Annotated in this window: 12 protein-coding genes and 1 other RNA gene; 6 read left to right on the forward strand and 7 right to left on the reverse strand. The window is 71.7% G+C overall.

Annotated elements, in window-relative coordinates:
- Nucleotides 1-74 precede the first annotated feature (74 nt).
- The 3 genes from VB059_RS08405 to VB059_RS08415 all read right to left on the reverse strand — a co-directional run bounded on the left by VB059_RS08405 (nt 75) and on the right by VB059_RS08415 (nt 4012).
- Nucleotides 75-1202, reverse strand: a complete 1128-nt coding sequence (locus VB059_RS08405; RefSeq protein WP_323421566.1) for a magnesium and cobalt transport protein CorA — start codon at nt 1200-1202, stop codon at nt 75-77.
- Between the two features lie 3 nt (nt 1203-1205).
- Complete coding sequence (locus VB059_RS08410) at nt 1206-2714, reverse strand: aminopeptidase P family protein (protein WP_416339527.1); 1509 nt, start codon at nt 2712-2714, stop codon at nt 1206-1208.
- Between the two features lie 71 nt (nt 2715-2785).
- A complete protein-coding gene (locus VB059_RS08415) occupies nt 2786-4012 on the reverse strand; it encodes a multidrug effflux MFS transporter (RefSeq protein WP_323421568.1) in 1227 nt (408 codons plus the stop codon).
- A 236-nt stretch (nt 4013-4248) separates the two neighbouring features.
- Between VB059_RS08415 and VB059_RS08420 the strand changes: the two genes are divergently transcribed.
- The 3 genes from VB059_RS08420 to rnpB all read left to right on the forward strand — a co-directional run bounded on the left by VB059_RS08420 (nt 4249) and on the right by rnpB (nt 6939).
- Nucleotides 4249-4986 carry a zinc ribbon domain-containing protein gene (locus VB059_RS08420; RefSeq protein WP_323421569.1) on the forward strand — a complete coding sequence of 246 codons (738 nt, stop codon included), beginning with the start codon at nt 4249-4251 and terminating at the stop codon, nt 4984-4986.
- A gap of 39 nt (nt 4987-5025) precedes the next feature.
- Nucleotides 5026-6459 carry an RNB domain-containing ribonuclease gene (locus tag VB059_RS08425; RefSeq protein WP_323421570.1) on the forward strand — a complete coding sequence of 478 codons (1434 nt, stop codon included), beginning with the start codon at nt 5026-5028 and terminating at the stop codon, nt 6457-6459.
- A gap of 123 nt (nt 6460-6582) precedes the next feature.
- An RNA gene (gene rnpB / locus VB059_RS08430) (RNase P RNA component class A) lies at nt 6583-6939 on the forward strand.
- 409 nt (nt 6940-7348) lie between these two features.
- Here the strand turns inward: rnpB and VB059_RS08435 are convergent.
- Nucleotides 7349-9340: an ATP-binding cassette domain-containing protein gene (locus tag VB059_RS08435; RefSeq protein WP_323421571.1), complete on the reverse strand. Its 1992-nt coding sequence runs from the start codon at nt 9338-9340 to the stop codon at nt 7349-7351.
- 157 nt (nt 9341-9497) lie between these two features.
- Nucleotides 9498-10379, reverse strand: a complete 882-nt coding sequence (gene map / locus VB059_RS08440) for a type I methionyl aminopeptidase (protein WP_323421572.1) — start codon at nt 10377-10379, stop codon at nt 9498-9500.
- A gap of 254 nt (nt 10380-10633) precedes the next feature.
- Between map and VB059_RS08445 the strand changes: the two genes are divergently transcribed.
- Nucleotides 10634-10855: a hypothetical protein gene (locus VB059_RS08445; protein ID WP_323421573.1), complete on the forward strand. Its 222-nt coding sequence runs from the start codon at nt 10634-10636 to the stop codon at nt 10853-10855.
- Between the two features lie 20 nt (nt 10856-10875).
- Here the strand turns inward: VB059_RS08445 and VB059_RS08450 are convergent, their stop codons facing one another.
- Nucleotides 10876-11334, reverse strand: a complete 459-nt coding sequence (locus VB059_RS08450; protein WP_323421574.1) for a hypothetical protein — start codon at nt 11332-11334, stop codon at nt 10876-10878.
- A gap of 546 nt (nt 11335-11880) precedes the next feature.
- On the opposite strand from VB059_RS08450, the gene glnA reads away from it, so the two are divergent.
- A complete protein-coding gene (gene glnA, locus VB059_RS08455) occupies nt 11881-13218 on the forward strand; it encodes a type I glutamate--ammonia ligase (protein WP_323421575.1) in 1338 nt (445 codons plus the stop codon).
- A gap of 74 nt (nt 13219-13292) precedes the next feature.
- Here glnA and VB059_RS08460 read toward each other — a convergent pair whose 3' ends face one another.
- Nucleotides 13293-14198, reverse strand: coding sequence for a sterol carrier family protein (locus VB059_RS08460; protein ID WP_323421576.1), 906 nt, complete (start codon nt 14196-14198; stop codon nt 13293-13295).
- Nucleotides 14199-14329: 131 nt separating this feature from the next.
- Between VB059_RS08460 and VB059_RS08465 the strand changes: the two genes are divergently transcribed.
- Complete coding sequence (locus VB059_RS08465) at nt 14330-17293, forward strand: bifunctional [glutamine synthetase] adenylyltransferase/[glutamine synthetase]-adenylyl-L-tyrosine phosphorylase (protein WP_323421577.1); 2964 nt, start codon at nt 14330-14332, stop codon at nt 17291-17293.
- Nucleotides 17294-17729: the final 436 nt, after the last annotated feature.

Consider the following 17729-nt stretch of genomic DNA (forward strand, 5'->3'; position numbering starts at 1 on the left):
CGGTTCCCGACCGCTCCCGACCGGTTCCCGACCGGTTCCCGACCGGCTCCTCCGGTTCTCTCCCGGCCCGGTCCTCACAGCCAGTTGTTGCGCCGGAACAGTACGAACAGGGTGGTCATCAGGGCGAGGATGACACCACAGACGACGAAGTAGCCGTACGGGGAGTGCAGCTCCGGCATGTTGTCGAAGTTCATCCCGTAGATGCCGGCGATCAGGGTGGGGACCGCCGCGATCGCGACGAACGCCGAGATCTTGCGCATGTCCTCGTTCTGCCCGACCGACAGCCGGTTGAGCGAGGCGGCGAGGATCGTCGACAGCACCTCGTCATAGGACTGGATCGCCTCACGGGCCTCGGTGTGGTGGTCGGCGACCTCGCGGAAGTACGCCTGCGCCTCCGTCGGGATCGCCCGGTAGGGGCGGGTGGCGAGGTTGTGCAGCGGCACGCCGAGCGGGGCGACCGCCCGCTTGAACTCGATCAGCTCACGCTTGACCTGGTAGATCTGCTCCACCTCGTGGGCGCCCTCCGAGGAGAAGACCGCCGCCTCCACCTCGTCGATGTCCTCCTCGAAGTCATTGACGACCTGCTGGTAGTCGTCGACCACGGTGTCGAGCACCCCGTACAGCACCGACGCCGGCCCGTGGAGCAGCCGGTCCGGATGCTTCTCGAGCGCCTTCCGCAGCCGCTTCAGCGAGGTCTGCGACCCACGGCGCACCGTCATCACGAAACCGGTGCCGACGAAGACCATGATCTGGCCGGTGGTGACGATCTCCGAGGTCTCCGGTGGCTGGCGTTGCGGCACGTACGCCACCGTGGAGACCACCAGGAACAGGGTCCGGCCGAACTGCTCCAGCTTGGAGCGGGTGTGGCCCTCCACCGCGTCCTCGATGGCCAGTGGGTGCAGGTTGAACCGGCGGGCCAGACCCGCCATGTCCTCGTCGTCGGGGTCGTGCAGGCCGAGCCAGACGAATCCCTCGTCGGCCAGCGCGTGCGCGGTGGCCTCCGCCAGGCTCTCGCAGTCCTGCCGGGTCCCGTCGACGTACCAGCCCCAGTTCACCACCGAGTCGGGGATGTCGGCGGGGAAGTCGTCGCCGTCCCAGTCGCTGCGCGGGCGTTCCGGAGGCGTACGCGGCGGGTCCATCGGCCCGGGGACCGGCAGACCGGGAGTGGCGGGGCGGCGGGCGGGGAACAACGACCGGGCCATCAGCTATCCCTTCAACAGTGGGGCCATCCAGGCTTCGACGTCCTCGGGTCTGCGCGGCAGCTTGTCCGACAGCACCCGGGGCCCGTCCGTGGTGATCAGGACGTCGTCCTCGATCCGTACGCCGATGCCCCGCAGTTCCTCGGGGACCAGCAGGTCGGTCGACTTGAAGTACAGCCCGGGCTCGACGGTGATGATCATCCCCTCGCGCAGCGTGCCGAGCCGGTAGTTCTCGTTGCGGGCCAGGGCACAGTCGTGCACGTCGATGCCGAGGTGGTGCGAGGTGCCGTGCACCATCCAGCGGCGGTGCTGGCCGCCCTCGGGGGAGACCGACACCTCGGGTGTCACCGGCAGCAGGCCCCACTCGTGCAGGCGCCGGGCCAGCACGGTGACGGCCGTCCGATGCACGTCCTGGAAGGTGGTGCCGGGGCGGCAGACGGCGATCGCCGCATCCGCCGCCTCCAGCACGGCCCGGTAGACCCTGCGCTGGGGCTCGGTGAACCGGCCGTTGACCGGCAGGGTCCGGGTGATGTCGGCGGTGTAGAGGGTGTCCAGCTCGATGCCGGCGTCGATCAGGATCAGATCCCCGTCGCGCACCTCGCCGTCGTTGCGGATCCAGTGCAGGGTGCAGGCGTGGTCACCGGCGGCGGCGATGGTGTCGTACCCGACGGCGTTGCCCTCGTGGCGGGCGTACAGCCCGAACACCCCCTCGACCCAGCGTTCGCCGCGGCCCTTGGCGACCGCGTCCGGGAAGGAGCGGACGACCTCGGTGAAGGCCTCGGCGGTGCGGTCGCAGGCGTCCTGCATCTGGTCGATCTCGAAGGCGTCCTTGGTCAGCCGCAGCTCCGACAGTGCGGTGGCGAACTCGTCGTCCGGGCTCGGCAGGTCGGCGTCATCACCGGCCAGCAGGCCGTACTGTTCGCGCAGACCGTCGACCCGGAGGGTGACCTCGGCGTCCGCCTCCCGGACGATCCGGATCCGGGTGGAGCCGGCGTTCTTGGCCAGCGCGACCGGCAGCTGGTCGATCGGCGCGCAGTCGATCCCCGTCATCGCGGCCATCTCGTCCAGTGATTCGCGCTGGCCGACCCACATCTCGCCGTAGCGGGAGCTGGCGTAGAACTCTTCGTCGGTCCGTGGCGCCCGGGGCTTGAAGTAGAGCGTGGCCTGGTGGCCGTCGTCGGTGGGCTCCAGCACCAGCACGGCGTTCGGCTCCCGGTCGGTGCCCAGCCCCGACAGGTGGGCGAAGGCCGAGTGCGGCCGGAAGCGGTAGTCGCAGTCGTTGTTGCGGACCTTCAGCCCGCCGGCCGGGATGACCAGCCGCTCGCCGGGGAACGCGGCGCCGATGCCGGCGCGGCGCAGCTGCGCCGGGTCGGCGGCGGGCAAGCGGGCCGGCAGGTCGGAGGAGTACGGGGCCCACCCGTCGACGATGAATGTGCGGAACGCGTCGGAGAACGGGCTCTGACGGTTCGGCAGCTTCTCGGTGGTGGTTCCCTCGTCTTCAGCCATGGCCCCCATTCTGGCACCGGTCCCGGACCGGGCCACCGGGCCCGAGGGGGGCATTGGGATCGAGGGGCGGCGGGGCCGGGTCAGCCCAGGTACGTCGCGAGGCGGGGGCGTACGGCCAGGAACGCGGTCATCCCCACCAGGCTGGTCGCCAGCAGGATCAGCGCCAGCGGGGTGGGGCTGTCGCGGGTGACCAGGCCGACGACCGGGGCGAGGGCGCCGCCGACGCAGAACCGGACCGCGCCGAGCAGCGCGGCGGCGGTGCCGGCCGACCGTCCCTGATGGTGCAGCGCGATCGCCGTGAGGTTCGCGTTGTGGATCGCCACGAGCGCCATCGCGAAGGGCAGCGGGGCGACGAAGCCGACCACCCCGCCGGCCCCGGTCCCGACCAGCAGGACCATCACGCCGGCCACCACGACCGAGGCCACGGCGGCGCCCAGCTCGGTCCTGATCAGGCCGTACCGACGCAGCAGCACCGGGTTCAGCTGCCCGCCGATGACCATCGACAGGCCGATGGTGCCGAAGACCAGCGCAAAGACCCCCGGGGTGAGGCCGTACCGCACCTGGAGGATGAACGACGAGCCGGAGATGTAGCTGAACAGGGTGCCCGCGCTCGCGGCGGCGCCGATCACCATCGCGATCACCACCGGATCGCGGAACAGCCGGAGGTAGGCGCTGATCGTCGCCGCCGGGTGCAGCTCCATCCGGCGTTCGGCCGGGAGCGTGTCGGGCAGGAAGAACAGCGCGGCCAGCAACAGCACCAGGCCGGCGACGGCGAGGAAGACGAAGGTGCCCTGCCACGACATCACCCGCAGCATCACCCCGCCGATCGACGGGGCGAGCACCGGGGCCAGGCCCATCACCAGCATCAGGCGCGACATCAGGGTCGCCGCCCGGGCACCGGTGAACAGGTCGCGGACAACCGCCATCGCGGTGATCGCCGACGCCGTGCCGGCCAGCCCCTGGAGCACCCGCAGCACGATCAGGACCCGGATGTCGCCGGTCATCGCGCAGCCGATGGACAGCAGCACGTGCGCCGCCAGCCCCGTGATGACGGGCAGCCGGCGGCCCAGCGCGTCGGACAGCGGACCGGTCACCAGCTGCCCGAGGCCGAGCCCGATCAGTGAACCGGCCAGGGTGGCCTGGATCTGGCTGTGCGTGGCGCCGAGCTCGCGGGCCATCTCGGGGAAGGCCGGTAGGTAGACGTCGGTGGACAACGGCCCGATGGCCGCCAACAGTCCGAGGACGACGACCAGCCGGGCGTAGGTGGCACGGCCGATCGGCTCGCCGGACGTCAGGGCGTCGGCCATGGGACCTCCAGAGGTGGTGTGCTGCGGGGCACGTCGATGGGACCAGACCGGCAGCCCACTGGCCAGCGCGGCGTTCCGCTGATCGGGATTGGGCCGGGTCATCGGGCTCCCGGGCCCCGGTCATCGGGACCCGCGCATCGGGCCCGGGAGTCGGCGCGGGCGTACGGATGCGCCGCAGACGGGCGGCGGGTCGATAGAGTGGGGGACCACACCGGAACAGCGGAGGACGAATGGCGATGAAGGCCCCGGCGAGCGTGCAACGCAGGCTCCTTGACCTGAACAAGGTCGACACCACTCTCGTACGGCTCTCCCATCGCCGGAAGAACCTGCCCGAGCATGCGGAGGTGCTGCGGATCCAGGCCGAGCTCGCCACCATCGACGACGAGCTGACCGCGGCCGAGACCGCGGTGTCCGACGGCGAGCTGGAGCAGCGCCGGGCCGAGACGGATCTTGAGCCGGTGCGGGAGCGCCGGCGCCGCGACCAGGCCAGGATCGATGCCGGCGACGTGGACGCCAAGGCGCTGCGCGGACTGGTCGACGAGGTCGCCCACCTGGATCGGCGGATCGGTGAGCTGGAGGACGCCCAGCTCGAGGCGATGGAACGGCTGGAGGAGGCCACCACGGCGCGCGACCGGGTCGCCGGCCGCCGTGCCGACCTGGATGCGGCGCTCAGGGCCGCCGTCGCCGCCCGGACCAAGGTCGCCCAGGAGATCGACACCGAGGCCAAGGGCCAGCTCGCGGTCCGGGCGGAGATCCTCCAGGACCTCCCGCAGGACCTGTTCGCCCTGTACGAGAAGACCCGCCAGCACGTCGGGTCCGGAGCCGCCGCCCTGGTGGCCCGCCGCTGTGAGGGGTGCGGCCTGGAGGCCAACGCGGCCGACCTGCGGGCGTACGCGGCGGCGGGGCCCGACGACGTGCTCCGGTGCGCCGAATGCGGCCGGATCCTGGTCCGGACGGCCGAATCGGGGCTCTGAGGGGCCGCCTCTGCGGATCCCCACGCGTAGGGTGGGGACATGCCCGCGCGCCATCTCAATGTGCATGGCGTCCTCCCGTCCGCGCTCGTCGAGGGTGTCGCCCGCCTGCAGGCTCGGCTCAACATCCCCGACGGGTTCCCCGCCGAGGTGCTGGCCGCTGCCGACCACGCGGCCCGCTCGCCCCGGCTTCCGCCACTCGACCGTACCGACCTCGATCTGGTCACCATCGACCCGCCCGGGTCGCGCGACCTCGACCAGGCGGTGCACATCGCCCGCGACGGGGCCGGCTACCTCGTCTCGTACGCCATCGCCGACATCGCCGCCTTCGTCGCGCCCGGTGACGCCGTCGATCTCGAGGCGCATCGGCGCGGCCAGACCTTCTACGCCCCGCACCGGCGGTTCCCGCTGCACCCGCCGGTACTGTCAGAGGGGGCCGCGAGCCTGCTGCCGGGGGAGGCCCGGCCGGCCCTGCTGTGGCAGATCCGGCTCGACCACGACGGGGCCACGGTGGAGAAGGGCGTCCGCCGGGCGCTGGTGCGGTCCCGGGCCCAGCTCAGCTACGACGAGGTCCAGATGGACCTGGACACCGACCGTGCGGACGACTCGCTCGACCTGCTGCGCGAGGTGGGGCTGCTGCGTGAGGAACGCGAGGCGGCCCGCGGCGGGGTGAGCCTGACCATTCCCGAGCAGGAGATCGAGGTCCGCTCCCCGGGCCGGTGGCGGTTGAAGTTCCGCCGACCGGTGCGGATCGAGGACTGGAACGCGCAGATCTCGCTGCTCACCGGCATGTCCGCGGCCCGGATCATGCTCGACCACAATGTCGGCATCCTGCGCACCCTGCCGCACGCCGAACCGACCGCGTTGGCCAAGCTGCGGCGTACGGCCGCCGCTCTGGAGATCCCCTGGCCGACCGAGCAGGCCTACCCGGACTTCATCCGCACCCTCGACATGAACCTCCCCGAGGCCGCCGCGATGGGCTACGCGGCGACGATGCTGTTCCGCGGTGCCGACTACGACGCGTTCGTGGGGACCCATCCGCTGCTGGACGTGCACGCGGCGCTGGCGACCGAGTACTCCCACGTCACCGCGCCGCTGCGCCGGCTCGTCGACCGCTATGCCGAGGAGACCTGTGTCGCGCTGTGCGCCGGCCGGCCGGTGCCGGAGTGGGTGCTGGCGGCGTACGAACGGCTGCCGGAGGAGATGAACGCCTCGAACAACCGCGCCGCGACGTTCGAGCACACGATCATCGACATGACCGAAGCGCTGACGCTGTCCGGCCGGGTGGGCCAGGAGTTCGTCGGCACGGTGATCGAGCGGCGCGGGAAGGCGCCGGAACGGGCCCGGGTGATGATCAGCAAGCCGGCCGTCGAGGCCGACGTGGTCGGCACCCCACCGCTGGGGGAGCGGCTGCGCGTACGCCTCGACCGGGTCGACATCGCCGCCGGACGTACGGAGTTCAGCCTGGTCGGATGATCGACGGGCGCGCAGGAATGGGCACCCGTGCTCAGGGGTTGATACCCGAGCTCACGGGTGATCGGCCGGGGCGGCGGGCGATGGTGGCGGTACGGCCGCAGTGGCGTAGAGTGGTCCGTCGGACGAGTCGAGCGGACGGCCGCGGCACGCGAGTGCTGAGGAAAGTCCGGGCTCCGCAGAGCAGGGTGGTGGGTAACGCCCACCCGGGGTGACCCGCGGGACAGTGCCACAGAAAGCAGACCGCCCGCCTTCACGGGCGGGTAAGGGTGAAACGGTGGTGCAAGAGACCACCAGCACCCCAGGTGACTGGGGTGGCTCGGTAAACCCCACCCGGAGCAAGACCAGACAGGGAGCGTCCGAGGGCTGCTCGCCCGAGCTCCCGGGTAGGTCGCGCGAGGCCGTTGGCAACAGCGGTCCAAGATAGATGGTCGTCGGCGCCTTCGGGCGTCACAGAACCCGGCTTACAGCTCGACTCGTCCCCCACCTCCGGCCGGATGGTGCCCTGTGGGTGTCGATCGGCGGAACGACGCCGAACGGTGCGTGTAGTGACGTGGTGAAGTGTGTGAACACCTGTATGAACAAAGAGCGTCCACGAGCGTCCAGAGGTCAGGACGGGCGATCACGCGATGCTCTGAGCGTCCACAGGTCCCGCGAGGTCGTGCGCCACCTCCGCGAGGCCGGTCACTCGGTGACCGACTCCGCTGCGATCCTCGGTGTCTCCCGCGGCCGGATCTCCCAGCTCGTGAGACCCGCCGGCCGCTGAACGTACGATGCCCCCCAACCCTCACGCCGCGGCTATCGCTGAGGGAGCTCTCGGGATGCTCGGGGCAGGTGGGCTCGGCAGGTCAGCGGGTCTGCGGGCGGGGGTCGGCCGCCATCGCCGCTCCCGTCAGCCGAGCTCGGTCAGGGCCGCGGTCAGCTCGTCGGCGGACGGCGGGGTGCCCTCGATCGTACGGGCGATCCGGCCCTGGTCCATCACGACCACACGCCGGCAGCTGCGGACCAGTTCGTCGACGTCGGAGGAGACCAGCAGCACCGCGGCGCCGTTCTCGGCGGCATCGGACAGCTTCTCCCGCATCATCGCGCGGGCGTCGAAGTCGAGACCGCGGCCCGGCTCGTTGACGATCAGGACGTCCGCCTCCTGCGTCATCAGCTCGTCCAACAGGAGCATCTGCTGCTGGCCACCGGACAGGGTCGAGCCGACGCTCTCCGGCTTCTCGCCGTGTCGCAGTGCCCGTCGACCGCGGAGCCGTTTGGTGGCGGACTGCAACTTCTCCAGCGCGCCCAGGATGCCGGCGATCCCCTCGACCTCGGACTCGAAGCTCGAGTCGTCGGCCCAGCCACCGGTCATCATCGCGCGGGCGACGGAGCGCTTCCGCTCCTCGCCGGTCTCCTCGTCGGGCCCGGCGAGGTAGGCGATCTTCAGCCGCGCGGCGTCCTCGGGGGAGGCGATGGCGCGGTTGTAACCGTTGATCCGCAGCGTCCGGAAGGTGCCGGGGGCGCGGCCGTTGAGGGCTCCGACGACCGCGTCCTGACCCGCCCGGCGGCCGCCGGTGATGCCGAGCACCTCACCGGAGAAGACGCTGAACGAGATGTCGTGCACCGGGGTGCCGCTCGTCCCGGGGGCGCTCAGGCCGTCGATCTCGAGGACGATCTGCTGGGACTCATCGACCGAGTCGTCGGCGTACAGCCGCCCGTCGTCGGAGGCGATGGCCCGTCGCCCCTGGCCCGCCACCGGGGCCGGCGCCGCGGGCTCCTCGCGGTCGGGTGCCGACTCCCGGACGATCGCCTGCTCGGCCTCCGTCGCGACGGTGGGGGCCACCTTGGTCCAGGTCGTGCCGGGGGCACTGGGGCTGGTCGCCCAGGACGTCCCCGCTCCGCCGGCCGCAGGGGCCGAGGGCTGGTGCTGCGGCGCCCGGGTGGGCGTGAACGCAGAGGCGTACGGCTGCGTCGGGGACGACGTGGTGGAGGCGGGCTGCGTCGAGGCCGGCTGTGTCGAGATCGGTGCGGTGGAGCCCGGCGCGGTGTACGCCGGGGGAGCGTACGACTGCGGGGCGTACGCTCCGGACGGCTGGTGACCGGCGGCCGGCGGCTGCGGGTCGGTGGCCGCAGCGGCCTCCTCGCGGGCGAACTCGTCGTCCATCCGGTCGGGGAACCAGGCCCGCCGGGCCGCGCGGGTGCGCATGTGGGCGGCGATCTCCTCGGTCGTGACCCGACGCGGGTCGAGGACCTCGGGGATCCGGCCGTTGCGGACCACGGCGATCCGGGTGGCGACCGCCTGCACCTCGTGCAGCCGATGGGAGACGTACAGCACCGACCGGCCCTGCCGGGTGAGGCGGCTGATGATGAAGTGGAGCCGGTCGATCTCCCTGACGTTCAGTGTCGCCGCCACCTCGTCCATGATGACCAGCTGAGCGTCCTCCGCGAGGAGGCGGACGGCCTCCACCAGACCCTGCTCGGCGTGCGCCAGCTCGCCCAGCGGGGTGTCGGGGTCGAGCCCGACGGCGGCGTCGTCGAGCAGCCACTGGGCCGGGCGGACGAGCGCGCGCTGCGGACGATCGGCCTGGTAGGTGTTGCGGAAGATCGCCCGGGCGACGGTCAGCTCCGGGTCCAGGGTGAAGTCCTGCTGGATGATGCCGACGCCGCGCGACTGGGCGTCGAGGGGGTCCTTCGGCCAGTACGGTGCATTGTTGAGCCGCATCGTGCCACCGTCGGCCTGCAGCAGGCCGGAGAGCACCGACATCAGGGTGGACTTGCCGGCGCCGTTCTCACCGACGATGCCGACGATGTCGCCGCGGCCGACAGACAGGTCGACGCCGTCGAGGGCTCGATTGCTGCCGAAGGACTTGGTGATGCCGACGATGTCGAGGAGCGTGTCCACGCGTTGTCCTCCTGGGAAACTGGGAGCCGGGGAGCGGGGATAGGGAGCCGGATCGGGGAGCCGGGGCGCTTCGGAGCCGGTGTCCGCGGCGCTTCGGAGCCGGTGGCCGAGGCGCGCCACCCCGATCTGCCACCCCAATCTAACGGACGGGGAACGGTCAGTGATCCACGACCGGATCGTCTGCGACGGTGAGCACCTCGGCGCCGTCGTCGGTGACGACCAGGGTCTGCTCGAACTGCGCACAGATGCTGCCGTCCTTGGTGAGCACGGTCCAGTCGTCGTCCCACTGGTACCAGTCGTGGCCGCCGAGGGTGATCATCGGCTCGATCGTGAACGTCATCCCCGGCTGGATCACCGTGGTGGCGAACGGCGAGTCGTAGTGCGGGATGACCAGGCCGGAATGGAAGGCGGTGTGCACGCCGTGGCCGGTGTAGTCGCGGATCACGCCGTAGCCGAACCGCTTGGCGTACTTCTCGATGGTGAGCCCGATGACGTTGACGCGACGTCCGGGCTTCACCACCTTGATCGCCCGGTCCATCGCCGCCTTCGTCCGGTCCACCAGGTCGACCACCTCGGGGGCGACGTCACCACAGAGGAACGTGTAGCAGTTGTCACCGTGCACGCCGTTCTTGTATGCGGTGACGTCGACCTTGACGATGTCACCGTCCTCGAGCGGGCGCTGGTCCGGGATCCCGTGACAGATGACCTCGTTCACCGAGGTGCAGATCGACTTGGGGAAGCCCCGGTAGTTGAGCGAGGACGGGTAGGCGCCGTGGTCGCACATGTACTCGTGAGCGATCCGGTCGAGCGTGTCCGTCGTGACCCCGGGTGCCACCGCACGGCCCGCCTCGTGCATCGCGTTGGCGGCGATCCGGCTGACCTCGCGCATCTTCTCGATGGTCTCGGCGCTCTGCACGTCGGAGCCCGTGTACACATCGATCGTGGGGTCGTCCTTCGCCTTGTCGGCGTACTCGGGCCGGTCGATGCCGGCCGGCACATGGAGGACAGGGGTCACGGGATACTGCTTCATGGGCGTCACGTGGCACAGGTTACTCGGCGGACCATCCCGTTCCCGGTGACGAGTCGGGGTCGATCCCGAGTGGTCCGGGTACGACGCGCGACGGTCGGCCAGGAGGCCCGACGCGGTCACGACGGATGGAACGTACGACGGGTGGAACGTACGACGGGCGGGATGCGGGACGAGTGCCGGGACGGGTGTGGGCGGTGCGGGGCGGTGCCATGCTGGAACCGGGCACGTTGACGTGCCGCCGAACCTGCTGCAGGGAGGACATCGTGACCGAACTGGAGGACACCTGGTGGTACTGCATGAAGCACCACGCGGTGGAACGCTACGGAGGCTGCCGGGCGGCCGACCGTCTCGGGCCCTACGGGACGCGCGAGGAGGCCACGCACGCCCTCGAGCGGGTCCAGGAGCGCAACGAGGCCTGGGACGAGGACCCGCGCTGGAACGACGAGGACGAGGACGACGACAAGGACGACCGGGCGGGGCGGTGACGGCCGCCGGCGTGCTGTGGTCAGCGCCGCCAGGGGGTCGGCGAGTGGTCGTCCGGTCGCGCGTCGTGCCAGGGCCGGGGAGCCTCGGGCGACGACGGGCTCCGGGACGGGGCCGGTCGTGACGCCGACGTGGCCCCGGTGGGGCCCGACGTGGTCCCGGTGGGATCGGGCTCGTCCCGGGGCGCCGGGGTGTCGGTGAACTTCGGCATCCGGATCGTCGAGGTGTCCTCGTCCCACTGACCCACGGCGACCAGGGCGAGTCCGCCGCCCAGGGGCACCACCTGGGGGTTCGTCGCGGTCACGTCGGAGGGGGACGGCTCCGGTGGCGACACCTGGCCCACCGGCTCGACCAGGTGCAGCGGCGAGCGCTGATCGGCGGGGCCCGGCTGCCCGGTCCGGGTCGGGCCCCGGCCGGCGGTGACGGGGGGCGTACGGGTCGCCGGCTCCTGGAACCGGCGTGGTGAGGGTGCCGGCGGCATGGTCGTGCGGGGCCTGGCCGCCGAACCCTGCGGCCACGGTCGGGACGCCGACGCGGTGGAGGACGGGCGCGGGAACGACGAGGCACGCAGGGCCCACGGGCCGACCACCGTCTGCTCGGACGGTGTCAGCGTCTGCGGCGGTGTCTGTGGCGGCGCCTGCGACGGCGCCGGGGACCCGGGCCGGGACCCCGGCCCCGACGTGGACCGGGCCGGTCCGGACGAGGACCGGGAGGTGGGCACGGACACCGGTCGGGCCCGCCCCGGCATCGGGGACTGTGACCGGGGGCGGGGCAGGACGGCCCACGGCGCGGGACGTTCGTCCCGGCTCCGGCTCCAAGCCCGTAGGCGCCTCTGGGTCACGGCTCGACTGTACTCGGGGTGGCCGGGGGGATCGACCCACGGGGATCGACCGCGGACGTTGTTCCACCGGGCTGTGTATCACCGTTCACTCGGTCATTCCACTGGGCTGTGTATCACCGCTCAGTCGGTCATTCCACTGGGCCGGTCGACACACCACTGAAACACGATTAGCGGCAGACTGTCCGCATGGACAAGCAGACCGAGTACGTGCTCCGATCGCTCGAGGAGCGCGATGTCCGATTCGTACGTCTCTGGTTCACCGACGTGCTGGGGTTCCTGAAGTCCGTCGCGATCGCTCCCGCCGAGCTCGAGGGCGCGTTCGACGAGGGCATCGGCTTCGACGGGTCGGCGGTCGAGGGCTTCGCCCGCGTGTATGAATCCGACATGGTCGCCCACCCCGACCCGTCCACCTTCCAGCTGCTGCCGTGGCGCGAGGAGGCCGGCGGGACGGCCCGGATGTTCTGTGACATCCGCCACCCCGACGGGTCGCCGTCCTGGGCCGACCCGCGCTATGTGCTCAAGCGCGCCCTGTCGCGGGCCTCGGACATGGGCTACACGTTCTACTGTCACCCGGAGATCGAGTTCTTCCTGATCGAGGCGGAGCGTCAGACCGGCCGGGAGCCGACGCCGATCGACCACTCCGGCTACTTCGACCACACCGCCCAGCCGCAGGGCACCGACTTCCGCCGGGCCGCGATCACCATGCTCGAGCAGATGGGCATCTCGGTCGAGTTCTCCCACCACGAGGCGGGGGCGGGCCAGCAGGAGATCGACCTGCGCTACGCCGACGCCCTGTCGATGGCCGACAACATCATGACCTTCCGGGTGGTGGTGAAGGAGGTCGCGATGAGCAAGGGCGTACGGGCGACGTTCATGCCCAAGCCGTTCACCGACGAGCCGGGCTCGGGCATGCACACCCACATGTCCCTGTTCGAGGGCGACAACAACGTCTTCCACGACGCGTCGGCGGAGTACAACCTCTCCAAGACCGGGCGGCACTTCATCGCCGGTCTGCTGGCCCATGCCGCCGAGATCACCGCGGTCACCAACCAGTGGGTCAACTCGTACAAGCGTCTGGTGCACGGCGACGAGGCCCCGTCCTTCATCAGCTGGGGTCGCAACAACCGTTCCGCCCTGGTCCGGGTGCCGATGTACAAGCCGACCAAGGGCAGCTCGGCCCGTGTCGAGCTGCGCTCCATCGACTCGGCGTCCAACCCGTACCTGGCGTACGCCCTGGCGCTGGCGGCGGGCCTGGACGGCATCGAGCGCGAGCTCGAGCTGCCGCCGGAGGCCGAGGACGACGTCTGGTCGCTGACCGAGCGGGAGCGCAGGATGCTCGGCATCAGGACCCTGCCGCGCAGCCTGGAGGAGGCCATCGAGGTGATGGAGGGCTCCGAGCTGGTCGCCGAGACGCTCGGCACCCATGTGTACGAGTTCTTCCTGCGCAACAAGCGCGCCGAGTTCGAGTCCTACCGCCACCGGGTGACTGCCTACGAGCTCGACACGATGCTGCCGAACCTCTGACCCCTTCCCTCGGGGCTGACCCCTTCCCTCGGGGCTGTCGCCTTCCGCGCGGGGCGGTCGCCGTGGCCGGGCGATCAGGCGACCAGCGGCAGCAGCGGGGACAGATCGGTGCGCAGGCCCGACGCGCTGATCGCATGCCGGGCGACGGCGTCGGCCCAGTCGAGTCGCCCGCTCATCACCCGCAGGAAGGTGGTCGCGTCGGTCTCGACGATCGCCGGCGGCGTGCCCCGGGTGTGGGCGGGCTCGGGGACCAGCGCGACGCCCGATGCGGCCCGGGCGGGATCGCCGATCTGCACCGCCGCGTACGGCGGGATGCGGACCTCGATCGCCTTACCCGGGGCCCGGGCGGCGAGGATGTCGGCCAACGTACGGACCGCGCTCGCCGTCGCCTCGACGGGCGGGGCCGCGACCGCCCGCCCGCCCTGCCCGAGGACCCGGGCCAGGTCGTCGTGGAACAGCACGATCTCCAGCACCTGCACCCGCAGGAAGTCGAGCAGGCTGAGCTGTCCCGCGCCGGTGTCCACCAGCGGTGGCAGGTCACCGTCGAGCAGCCCGGCGACGAGGTCCTCGATGACCGCCACCAGGTCCTCGGCCGGTACGGCCGCGGTGTCGTGTCCGGCGGTGTCGTGTCCGGCGGTGTCGAGGACACCGTCGTGGTGGTCCCCGGAGGATCGTAGCTGGGCGGCGTACCGCTCCAGGTCGACCGGCCGGGTGGTGGTGGGGCGGGTGGCCGAGGGCGAGGTGGTCGACGGCCGGGCCACCGAGTGCCCGGTCGACGACAGGTGCAGGTCGCCCCTCACCTCGGTCAGCCGCCTCAGCGCCTCGGTGCACAGCAGGTGGATGTCCCGGTCCGGGTGGATCGGCAGGGCGTGCTCGGCCGGGGTGAGCCCGACGACGACGTCCGCCACGGTCCGCAGTGCCTCGGCGAAGGTACGACGCAGTTTCTGGGTCCGGCGCTGGGCCTTGATCGTCGATGTCACCGCAGCGACGCTACCCCGCGCGGATGACCGTGGCGTGGCGATGCGGCCGTGGGGGCCGAAGGGTGTGTCGTACGCTGCAGCCTGGGCCGGACCACCGGGACGACGACACGGCAGGACGTACGATGCGAGGCATGGATCGGCTGGAGACCACCGTCGGGCGACTGGCACGTCTCGGCTTCTCCGACGCCGGACGGGCCGAGCTTCTGCTCGGCGGCTGGCCCACCGGTGCGGAGGCCTGTCTCGAGCTGCTCACCGACGCCGCGGACCCCGACCTCGCCCTCACCGGTCTGCACCGTCTCGTGGAGGAGCAGCCCGACCTGCCCGCCCGGATGGTCGACGATCCCGACCTGGCCCGGCGTCTCGTCCACGTCCTGGGCGCCAGCCTCGGTCTCCAGCAGCACCTGTTCCGCTTCCCCGGCCACATCGACCTGTTGTCCGGTCCGCTGGAGCGGACCCCCGCCGCCACCCTGCGATCCCGGCTGCTGTCGGCCGTCGGGGCCGACGAGGCGTCCCCGGCACCGGTCGCGACCCGGCTCAGCGGCGACGAGCTGCGCGTCGCCTACCACTCGGCACTGCTGCGGATCGCGGCGCGTGACCTGTGCGCCGCCGACCCGGTGGCCATCCAGCCGACGATCTCCGCCGAGCTGTCCGACCTCGCCGACGCGGTGCTGGAGTCCGCCCTGGCCGTCGCCCGCGGCCAGATCGGCGCCGAGGAGGCGGCCCGGCTCCGGCTGGCCGTGGTGGCTCTGGGCAAGACCGGGGCGCGCGAGCTGAACTACGTCTCCGACGTCGACGTGCTCTACGTCGTGGAGCCCGCCCCGGCGCTGGACGGGGTGCCGCCGCTCGGCGGCGACGCCCTGGCGACCCTGGGGACCAAGCTGGCCTCGGCACTGCAGCGGGTCTGCTCGGCGCACTCCGGGGTCGGCACGATCTGGCCGGTCGATGCGGCCCTGCGCCCCGAGGGCAAGGCCGGCCCGCTGGTCCGTACGCTCGCCAGCCACCGCATGTACTACGAGAAGTGGGCCAAGGCCTGGGAGTTCCAGGCGATGCTCAAGGCCCGGCCGGCCGCCGGCGACCGGGACCTCGGCAAGGCGTTCGTCGACCTGGTCTCACCGATGGTCTGGCAGGTCGGCGGCCGCGAGGGGTTCGTCCACGACGTGCAGGCGATGCGCAAGCGGGTCGTCCGGCTCATCCCCGCCAAGGAACAGGGCCGCGAGATCAAGCTCGGCGAGGGCGGCCTGCGTGACACCGAGTTCACCGTGCAGCTGCTCGAGCTGGTCCACGGCCGCGCCGACGACCGGCTCCGCGAGCCCGGCACCCTGCCCGGTCTGCGGGCCCTGGTCGAGCACGGCTACGTCGGCCGCGAGGACGGCGCCGAGATGGCGGCCGCCTATCGCTTCCAGCGGACGATGGAGCACCGGGTGCAGCTCTACAAGCTGCGCCGTACGCACCTGCTCCCCGATGACGAGGCGGGGCTGCGCCGTCTCGGGCGGTCCCTGGGTTTCCGCCGCAAGCCCGCCGAGGACATCGTCAAGGCCTGGCGGGACAGCTCCCGGCGGGTCGTCGGGCTGCACCAGCGGGTGTTCTACTCGCCCCTGCTGGAGGCCGTCTCGCAGATCACCACCGAGGGGCTGCGGCTCACCGCGCAGGGCGCCGAGGACCGGCTGCGGGGCCTGGGCTACGCCGACCCGAAGGCCGCGATGACGCACCTCGCGGCGCTCACCCAGGGGATCACCCGGCAGGCGGAGATCCAGCGGCAGATCCTGCCGGCGATGCTCGGCTGGATGGCCGACGGCCCCAACCCGGACGCCGGGCTGCTGGCGTTCCGCAAGGTCTCCGAGGGACTCGGCCGGACCTCGTGGTACCTGCGCGCCCTGCGCGACGGCGGCGCCATGGCCGAACGGCTGGCGTTGGTCCTGTCCACCAGCCGGTACGCCACCGACATGCTGCTGCGGTCCCCGCAGTCGGTGCAGATCCTCGCCGATGAGGGGGAGGAGCTGCCCCGCCCGCTGGACAAGCTGGTGTCGGACTTCACCGCCGCCGCGCTCCGCCACGACGATGCCCGGTCCGCGACCGACGCGATCCGGGCGCTGCGGCGCGCCGAACTGCTCCGGGTCTCGATGGCCGACATCCTGCACCGGATCGACGTCGAGGGGGTCGGTGACGCCCTCGCCAACCTGGCCGCCGCGACGCTGGGTGCGGCCCTGCAGGTGGTCGCCCGGGAGGCGGAGCAGCGCGGCGAGCCGCTGCCGGCCATCGCGGTGATGGCGATGGGCCGGTGGGGCGGCGGTGAGATGTCGTACGCCTCCGACGCCGACTGCATGTTCGTGATGGAGGACGCCGACGACCCCGAGAGCCAGCGGCGTGCCATCGCCGCGGTCACCCGGTTGCGCGAGCTGCTCCATCAGCCCGGTGCCGATCCGGCGCTGGAGATCGACGCGGACCTGCGCCCGGAGGGCAAGGGTGGGCCGATGGTCCGCTCGCTCGAGTCGTACCGCGCCTACTACGGGCGCTGGTCCTCGACCTGGGAGGCCCAGGCGCTCGTCCGGTGCGCCGTCGGGGCGGGGGACCGGGCCCTCGGTGAGCAGTTGCTGGCGGTGGTCGAGCCGCTGCGCTGGCCCGAGGGTGGCCTCACCGAGGCGCAGGTCCGGGAGATCCGGCGGCTGAAGGCGCGGATGGAGGCCGAGCGGCTGCCACGCGGCGTCGAACGCTCCCGGCACACCAAGCTCGGGCCCGGCGGCCTCAGCGACGTGGAATGGGTCGTCCAGCTCATCCAGCTGCAGCACGCGTACGAGCATCCGGAGCTGCGGACGACGCGGACGCTGCCCGCGCTGCGGGCCGAGCGGGACCTCGGCCTGGTGTCGCACGCCGATGCGGCGGTGCTCGAGGAGGCCTGGCTACTGGCCAGCCGGATCCGCAATGTCATCATGCTGGTCCGGGGCCGGGCCTCCGACACGCTGCCGACCGACGGGGCGGATGCCGCGGCGGTGGCGGCGGCGATGGGGTTCGACGGATCGGGCCCGCTGAAGGCGCACTACGGCGAGGTCACCCACCGGGCGCGCGGCGTCGTCGAACGGCTCTTCTGGGGGGAATGACCGCGTCGATCTGCATCGGGGCGCCATGCCGTCAACAGGCACCGGGTGTCAACAGGTGCTGGGTGTCAACAGGCGCTGCGTGTCAGGTCACAGGCGCTGAGGTCAACGTGCACTGGGCACATGCATCGGGGGCCGTGCCCGACAGTGGTCGGAACGGCCCCCGATGACTGACGTCGGGATCAGGACTTCGCCTTGTGGTCGCAGTTCGGGCAGGTGCAGGCGGCTACAGTCGCTCCGCATCCGCACTCACACATCGCCTCGGCGTTCTGCGTGCTGTCAGCCATATGGTTCACCTTTCGCCGGAAATCTGCGTGGCTCAAGTCTGCCTCCGGTGGGGCGCGGCTGTCTGCAGAAACGCCCTGTTCGGCGTGACCGGATCGTGTCCTTCGTCACGGTCCGAGACGGGTGGGGCCGAGGTGGGTCGGTCGGCCCGCGG

It is taken from the genome of Raineyella sp., assembly GCF_034933565.1.
GTDB lineage: Bacteria > Actinomycetota > Actinomycetes > Propionibacteriales > Propionibacteriaceae > Raineyella.

Excerpts from the sequence above, each read along its gene's own strand:
- VB059_RS08405 (WP_323421566.1), bottom strand. The coding sequence starts at position 1,202 with ATGGCCCGGTCGTTGTTCCCCGCCCGCCGCCCCGCCACTCCCGGTCTG.
- VB059_RS08410 (WP_416339527.1), bottom strand. The coding sequence starts at position 2,714 with ATGGGGGCCATGGCTGAAGACGAGGGAACCACCACCGAGAAGCTGCCG.
- VB059_RS08415 (WP_323421568.1), bottom strand. The coding sequence starts at position 4,012 with ATGGCCGACGCCCTGACGTCCGGCGAGCCGATCGGCCGTGCCACCTAC.
- VB059_RS08420 (WP_323421569.1), top strand. The coding sequence starts at position 4,249 with ATGAAGGCCCCGGCGAGCGTGCAACGCAGGCTCCTTGACCTGAACAAG.
- VB059_RS08425 (WP_323421570.1), top strand. The coding sequence starts at position 5,026 with ATGCCCGCGCGCCATCTCAATGTGCATGGCGTCCTCCCGTCCGCGCTC.
- VB059_RS08450 (WP_323421574.1), bottom strand. The coding sequence starts at position 11,334 with ATGCCGCCGGCACCCTCACCACGCCGGTTCCAGGAGCCGGCGACCCGT.
- glnA (WP_323421575.1), top strand. The coding sequence starts at position 11,881 with ATGGACAAGCAGACCGAGTACGTGCTCCGATCGCTCGAGGAGCGCGAT.
- VB059_RS08465 (WP_323421577.1), top strand. The coding sequence starts at position 14,330 with ATGGATCGGCTGGAGACCACCGTCGGGCGACTGGCACGTCTCGGCTTC.